Source organism: Mesorhizobium silamurunense (assembly GCF_014843825.1).
Lineage (GTDB): Bacteria > Pseudomonadota > Alphaproteobacteria > Rhizobiales > Rhizobiaceae > Mesorhizobium > Mesorhizobium silamurunense.
This window is the reverse complement of record NZ_JHQR01000429.1, coordinates 1-6,813: the sequence shown is the minus strand read 5'-3', so window position 1 is coordinate 6,813 and position 6,813 is coordinate 1. Positions and strand designations below refer to the sequence as shown.

Annotated in this window: 5 protein-coding genes; all 5 read left to right on the top strand. The window is 65.1% G+C overall.

The genetic code is table 11. The annotated features are described in order from the left end of the window. Positions 1-155: 155 nt before the first annotated feature. A complete protein-coding gene (locus DH10_RS35780) occupies positions 156-1,409 on the top strand; it encodes an aspartate kinase (protein WP_192257662.1) in 1,254 nt (417 codons plus the stop codon). Between the two features lie 83 nt (positions 1,410-1,492). Further along, entirely contained in the window at positions 1,493-3,763 is a 2,271-nt protein-coding gene (gene ptsP, locus DH10_RS35775) for a phosphoenolpyruvate--protein phosphotransferase (RefSeq protein WP_192257658.1), read from the top strand. 9 nt (positions 3,764-3,772) lie between these two features. After that, the gene (prfA, locus tag DH10_RS35770) at positions 3,773-4,852 is read left to right on the top strand and encodes a peptide chain release factor 1 (protein WP_192257656.1); all 1,080 of its coding nucleotides are present in this window, start codon (positions 3,773-3,775) and stop codon (positions 4,850-4,852) included. Next, positions 4,845-5,714 (top strand): peptide chain release factor N(5)-glutamine methyltransferase, encoded by an 870-nt coding sequence (gene prmC, locus DH10_RS35765; RefSeq protein ID WP_192257654.1) that lies wholly within the window; start codon positions 4,845-4,847, stop codon positions 5,712-5,714. Before prfA ends, prmC begins: the two co-directional genes overlap by 8 nt. A 311-nt stretch (positions 5,715-6,025) precedes the next feature. Continuing rightward, positions 6,026-6,813 (top strand): DUF4167 domain-containing protein (locus tag DH10_RS35760; protein ID WP_246811697.1); only part of this gene is annotated, 788 nt, incomplete at its 3' end.

Here is a 6,813-nt window from a genome sequence, read left to right as displayed (position 1 = left end):
CCGCCGCCCGTCGCCTCATGGGATCTTTTCCCGCCATCGCTTGCGAAGCCTTGATGTTTTGGCTAAGGAGGCCGCGCATTTCCGCGGCTCGGCTTGCCGGGCGCATCTTTCCGTTCCGGCGCTGAGCCGGCTTCAGTCAAAGGCATCTCGCTCCCATGGCGCGTATCGTGATGAAATTCGGCGGAACCTCGGTCGCCGACATCGCCCGCATCCGCAATGTGGCGCGCCATGTCAAACGCGAGGTCGATGCCGGCCACGACGTCGCCGTGGTGGTTTCGGCCATGGCCGGCAAGACCAACGAGCTGGTCGCCTGGACGCGCGAGGCCTCGCCAATGCACGACGCGCGCGAATATGACGCCGTCGTCGCTTCCGGCGAGCAGGTCACCGCAGGTCTGTTGGCGATCACCCTGCAGAATATGGGCGTGCATGCCCGCTCCTGGCAGGGCTGGCAGATCCCGATCAAGACCGACAACGCCCATGGCGCGGCGCGCATCCTTGACATCGACGGCGCCTTCCTGATCAAGCGCTTCGGCGAGGGCCAGGTGGCGGTCATCGCCGGTTTCCAGGGCATCGGTCCGGACAACCGCATCGCAACGCTCGGCCGCGGCGGCTCCGATACGAGCGCGGTGGCGATCGCGGCGGCGGTCAAGGCCGACCGCTGCGACATCTACACCGATGTCGACGGCGTCTACACGACCGACCCGCGCATCGAGCCGAAAGCGCGGCGGCTGGCCAAGATTTCATTCGAGGAAATGCTCGAAATGGCCTCGCTCGGCGCCAAGGTGCTGCAGGTGCGGTCGGTCGAGCTTGCCATGGTGCACAGGGTGCGTACCTTTGTGCGGTCGTCCTTCGACGATCCCGACGCGCCCGGAATGGGGGATTTGCTCAATCCGCCCGGAACGCTCATTTGCGACGAGGAAGAGATCGTGGAACAGCAGGTCGTCACCGGAATTGCCTACGCCAAGGACGAAGCGCAGATTTCGCTGCGCCGCGTCGGCGACCGCCCAGGCGTTGCCGCCGGCATCTTCGGCCCGCTGGCCGAGGCCAATATCAATGTCGACATGATCGTCCAGAACATCTCCGAGGACGGCAAGTTCACCGACATGACCTTCACGGTGCCGTCGGGCGACGTCGACAAGGCGCTGGCCGTGCTCGAGCGGCTGAAGGCAGATGTCGGCTACGACGTCGTGCAATCGGAAGCCGGCATGTCGAAGGTCTCGGTCATCGGCATCGGCATGCGAAGCCATGCGGGTGTCGCCGCCACCGCCTTCAAGGCGCTGGCCGACAAGGCGATCAATATCCGGGCGATCACGACGTCCGAGATCAAAATCTCGATACTGATCGACGGTCCCTATACGGAACTTGCAGTTCGTACTTTGCATTCCGTGTACGGGCTCGATAAGCAGTAGCAAGAACTGAGTCAGTTGTTGCGTGAGCGCCGGCCGCGGGAGAAACTGCGGCGGGCAACGTGCCCATTGGAGAAGAAGCCGCGATGCGTGACATGGCCGGCGGCCCGCGCGTTCTGCTGAAACGGCTCCGCGAGCTCATGCAGGAGCCGCTGGAGCCGCAGGAGCGGCTCGACCGCATCGTGCGCGACATCGCCTCCAACATGGTCGCCGAGGTCTGCTCGCTCTATGTGCTGCGCGCCGATTCGGTGCTCGAGCTCTACGCCACCGAGGGTCTGAACCCCAATGCCGTCCACCTCGCGCAATTGAGGCTCGGCCAAGGCCTGGTCGGCACGATTGCCGCCAGCGCGCGGCCGCTCAACCTCTCCAACGCGCAGGAGCATCCGGCCTTCGCCTACCTGCCGGAAACCGGCGAAGAGATCTACCATTCCTTCCTCGGCGTTCCGGTGCTGCGGGCAGGGCGCACGCTGGGCGTCCTGGTGGTGCAGAACAAGACCATGCGCCAATACCGCGAAGACGAGATCGAAGCGCTGGAAACGACGGCGATGGTGATCGCCGAGATGATCGCCACCGGCGATCTCGCGCGCCTCACCAGGCCGGGGCTGGAACTCGATCTCAGCCGTCCGGCGAGCTTCACCGGCCTGTCCTTCAACGAAGGCGTCGGGCTCGGCCATGTCGTGCTGCACGAGCCGCGCATCGTCGTCACCAACCTGTTCAACGAGGACAGCGAGGAAGAGGTCCGCCGCCTCGACCGTTCGCTCGGTTCGCTGAGGCTGTCGATCGACGACATGCTGGAGCGCCGCGACGTCGCCTTCGAGGGCGAGCATCGCGAGGTGCTCGAGGCCTATCGGATGTTCGCCAACGATCGCGGCTGGGTGCGCCGGCTGGAAGAGGCGATCCGCAACGGCCTGACGGCGGAAGCGGCGGTGGAAAAGGTGCAGAGCGACATGCGCGCGCGCATGCTGCACATGACGGACCCTTATCTGCGCGAGCGGATGAGCGATTTCGACGATCTCGCCAACCGGCTCTTGCGCCAGCTAATGGGGCGCGGGCCGGAGGATGTCGCGGCCTCGCTGCCCAAGGACGCCATCATCGTCGCCCGCTCGATGGGTGCCGCCGAACTGCTCGACTATCCCAGGGACAAGCTGCGCGGCCTGGTGCTGGAGGATGGGGCCGCGACCAGCCACGTCGTTATCGTTGCGCGCGCCATGGGCATTCCGGTCGCCGGGCAGGTCAAGGGCGCCGTTTCCATGGCGGAAAACGGCGACGCCATTATCGTCGACGGCGAGGAAGGCACCATCCACCTCAGGCCGCAGTCCGATCTCGAGGCCGCCTATGCCGAAAAGGTCCGCTTCCGGGCACGGCGGCAAGAGGTCTACCGCGAACTGCGCAAGAAGCCGTCGCTGACCAAGGACGGCGTCCCGGTCGATCTCTTGATGAATGCGGGGCTGGCGGTCGATCTGCCGCAGCTTTCGGAATCGGGGGCGGCCGGCATCGGCCTGTTCCGCACCGAATTGCAGTTCATGGTCGCCTCGACCTTCCCGCGCGCCGAAGCGCAGGAGCGGCTCTACCGCGACGTGCTCGAGGCCGCGCGCGGCAAGCCGGTCACCTTCCGCACCATCGACATCGGCGGCGACAAGGTGCTGCCCTATTTCAAGGGCGCGCTGCAGGAGGAGAACCCGGCGCTCGGCTGGCGGGCGATCCGGCTCACGCTTGACCGCCCCGGCTTGCTCAGGACCCAGATCCGCGCGCTGCTCAAGGCCTGCGGCGGCCGCGAGTTGAAGCTGATGCTGCCGATGGTGACCGAGCTCTCGGAAATTGCGCAGGCGCGCGAGATCATCGACCGCGAGGTCCGGCATCTGTCGCGTTTTGCGCATCATCTGCCCACCAGCCTCAAGCTCGGGGCGATGCTGGAGGTGCCGTCGCTGCTGTTCCAACTCGACGAGCTGATGAAGGCGGTCGACTTCGTCTCGGTTGGTTCCAACGACCTTTTCCAGTTCATTATGGCTGTGGACCGCGGCAACACGCAGCTTGCTGACCGTTTCGACACGCTGTCGGCGCCGTTCCTGCGCGTGCTGAAGCAGATCGCCGATGCCGGCGCCCGCAACCACACGCCAGTGACGCTTTGCGGCGAGCTGGCAGGCAAGCCGATCTCGGCGATGGCGCTGATCGGCCTCGGCTTCCGCTCGATCTCAATGTCGCCGGCCTCGATCGGTCCGGTCAAGGCAATGCTGACCGAGTTGCCGCTGCAGGAGCTGGAAGCCTTCTTCAAGGACAATCTGATGGCGCCCGCCCAAGGGACGCCGATGCGGGCGCTGCTGCAGGCCTTTGCCGACGATCGCTCCATTCCGCTATAGCGTTCTGCCATGATCAATCTGCCCCGCGACCGTATGGATCAAGTCGTCAAGCGTTTCGACATGCTCGAAACGCAGATGTCGGCCGCACCCGCCGCCGACGCCTACGTCAAGATGGCTTCGGAATATGCCGACATCCAGGAGATGGTGGGCAAGATCCGGGCGCTGCGCGCCGCCGAGCAGGAGCAGGCCGACCTCGAAGCGATGCTCGCCGACAAGGCAACCGATGCCGACATGCGGGCGCTGGCCGAGGCCGACCTGACGGAGGTCGAGGAGCGCATCGAGGCGCTGCAGAAGGACATCCAGATCCTGCTTCTGCCCAAGGATGCCGCCGACGACAGGAACGCCATCCTCGAAATCCGCGCCGGCACGGGCGGCGACGAGGCGGCCTTGTTCGCCGGCGACCTGTTTCGCATGTATGAGCGCTATGCCGCCTCGCGCGGCTGGCGGTTCGAAGTCGTTTCAGCCAGCGAAGGCGAGGTCGGCGGCTACAAGGAAATTATCGCCTCGGTGTCGGGCAAGGGCGTTTTCGCGCATCTGAAGTTCGAATCTGGCGTGCACCGCGTGCAGCGCGTGCCGGAAACCGAGGCCGGCGGGCGCATCCATACCTCGGCGGCGACGGTGGCCGTGCTGCCCGAGGCCGAGGAGGTCGATATCGATATCCGCGCGGAAGACATCCGCATCGACACGATGCGCGCCTCCGGGTCCGGCGGCCAGCATGTCAACACCACCGATTCGGCGGTGCGCATCACCCACCTGCCGACCGGCATCATGGTGGTCCAGGCGGAGAAGTCGCAGCACCAGAACCGGGCGCGCGCCATGCAGATTTTACGGGCGCGGCTCTACGACCTCGAGCGCAGCCGCGCGGATGAGGAGCGCTCGTCGTCGCGAAAATCGCAGGTCGGCTCCGGCGACCGGTCGGAACGCATCCGTACCTATAATTTCCCGCAGGGACGCGTCACCGACCACCGCATCAACCTCACTCTTTACAAGCTCGACCGGGTGATGATGGGCGAGCTCGACGAGGTGATCGACGCGCTGATCGCCGACCATCAGTCGAAGCTGCTTGCCGATATGGGCATTGATGGTTGATCTTTTGCCCGCCGCGCTCGGGCCGCTGCTGCGCGCGGCGAGGAAGCGGCTCGCTGCCGCCGGGATTGCCGATCCGGCGCTCGATTCGAGGCTGATCGTCGAGCACTTTTCCGGCACGACCCGTACCCAGGCCATCACCGAGCCCGGTCATCCGGTCGATGCAGCGATCTTAACCGCGATCGAGGCGGCCCTGAGACGTCGCGTCGCAGGCGAGCCGGTGCATCGCATCCTCGGCTATCGCGAATTCTACGGGCTGCGGCTGTCGCTGTCGCCCGACACGCTGGAGCCGCGCCCTGACACCGAGACGCTGGTCGACGCGGTCCTGCCCTTTGCCAAGGCAACTGCCGAAAGGCTCGGCGAATGCCGTATCCTCGATCTCGGCACCGGAACCGGCGCCATAGCGCTGGCGCTGCTCAGCGCCGTTCCGGCCGCGACTGCGACCGGCGTCGACATGTCGCCCGGCGCGCTGGCGACCGCCACGCAAAACGCCGAGGATCTTGGGCTCGGCAGGCGCTTCAAGGCCTTGCATTCCAACTGGTTCGAAAAAGTTTCGGGCCGGTACCATGTAATTGCCGCGAACCCTCCCTATATACCCAGTCGAGACATTGGAAATCTGCAGGACGAGGTCCGCGATTTCGACCCACGCCTGGCCCTTGATGGCGGCGTGGACGGTCTGGTCCCCTACAGGATCATCGCCGGAGAGGCGGAAGGGTTTCTGGAAGCACAGGGCAAGGTAGCGGTCGAGATCGGCCACACGCAGCAAAGCGAGGTTACCGCGATCTTCGCGGCAGCCGGCTACAGGTTGGCGGAGGCGCGGCGCGATCTCGGCGGAAACGACAGGGTTCTGGTGTTCGAGCGTTGAAACCCCTGATGCAGTGCGAAAAAACGCTTGGCAACATTAGGGAATGCAGCTAGGTTCCGGCTTGACCGGATGAGACGAAGCAGGCAGTGCTCTTAGCGATTCGGTTTTCCTTGGAAATAGCTGCCTCCTTGTGCAAACGACGCCCATGCTTCGTGCGGGAATCGTCCGGCAAGTGATGTAACCGGAACAGGATGGCACGTGGCGCCAACGCAATCGATGCGGGCGAACGCCGGTGAAAAAACGAAACGGTTGGCTGCATGAGCGCCACCGTTCGCGAAGAGTTTTAGAAAAATTCACATGAAGAGAGTCGAATGAGGCCACAACAGCAGAACAGGCGCATGCGCGGTCGCAACAATAATGGCGGCGGTGGCAACAACAACAACCGCAAGGGACCCAATCCCCTGACGCGCAACTACGAGAGCAACGGTCCGGACGTGAAGATCCGCGGATCGGCTCAGCAGATCGCCGAAAAATACGCCGCACTCGCCCGTGACGCGCAAAGCTCCGGCGACCGGGTGATGGCGGAGAACTACCTCCAGCACGCGGAACACTACAATCGCATCATTGCCGCCGCACAGGCGCAGATGCCGATCCAGAACGCCCAGCAGAACCGCGACGATTTCGACGACGATGTCGATGAGGATCGCGACGAGTTCGACACCGCCGGCAACACCAATGCCGGCGAGTCGCAGGCCGCGGCGAATGGTTCCGGGCCGCAGCCGGTGATCGAAGGCACGCCGGCCGAGCTCGGCTTCAACCAGGAAAACGGCCGCGACAACAACCGGCGTGACAACAACGGCCGCGACAGGCACCGCGACCGCCGCAATGGCGGCTATGGCCAGTACGGCCAGAATGGCCAGCGCGGCGACAATGGTCAGCGTGACGGGGGTCAGCGTGACGGGGGTCAGCGTGGTGAGGGCCAGCGCGGTGAGGGCCAGCGCGGCGAACATGGCGGCCAGCAGTTCGACCAGAACCGCCGCAGCGAGGCGCAGGCGCAGCCCGAGGGCTCAGCCGAAGACGGCTTCTCGGCCGAGCAGGCTCCGCTGTTCGACAGCTTCTCGCCGGCGGCCCTTGCCGCCCAGGCTGAGCGCAACGAAGC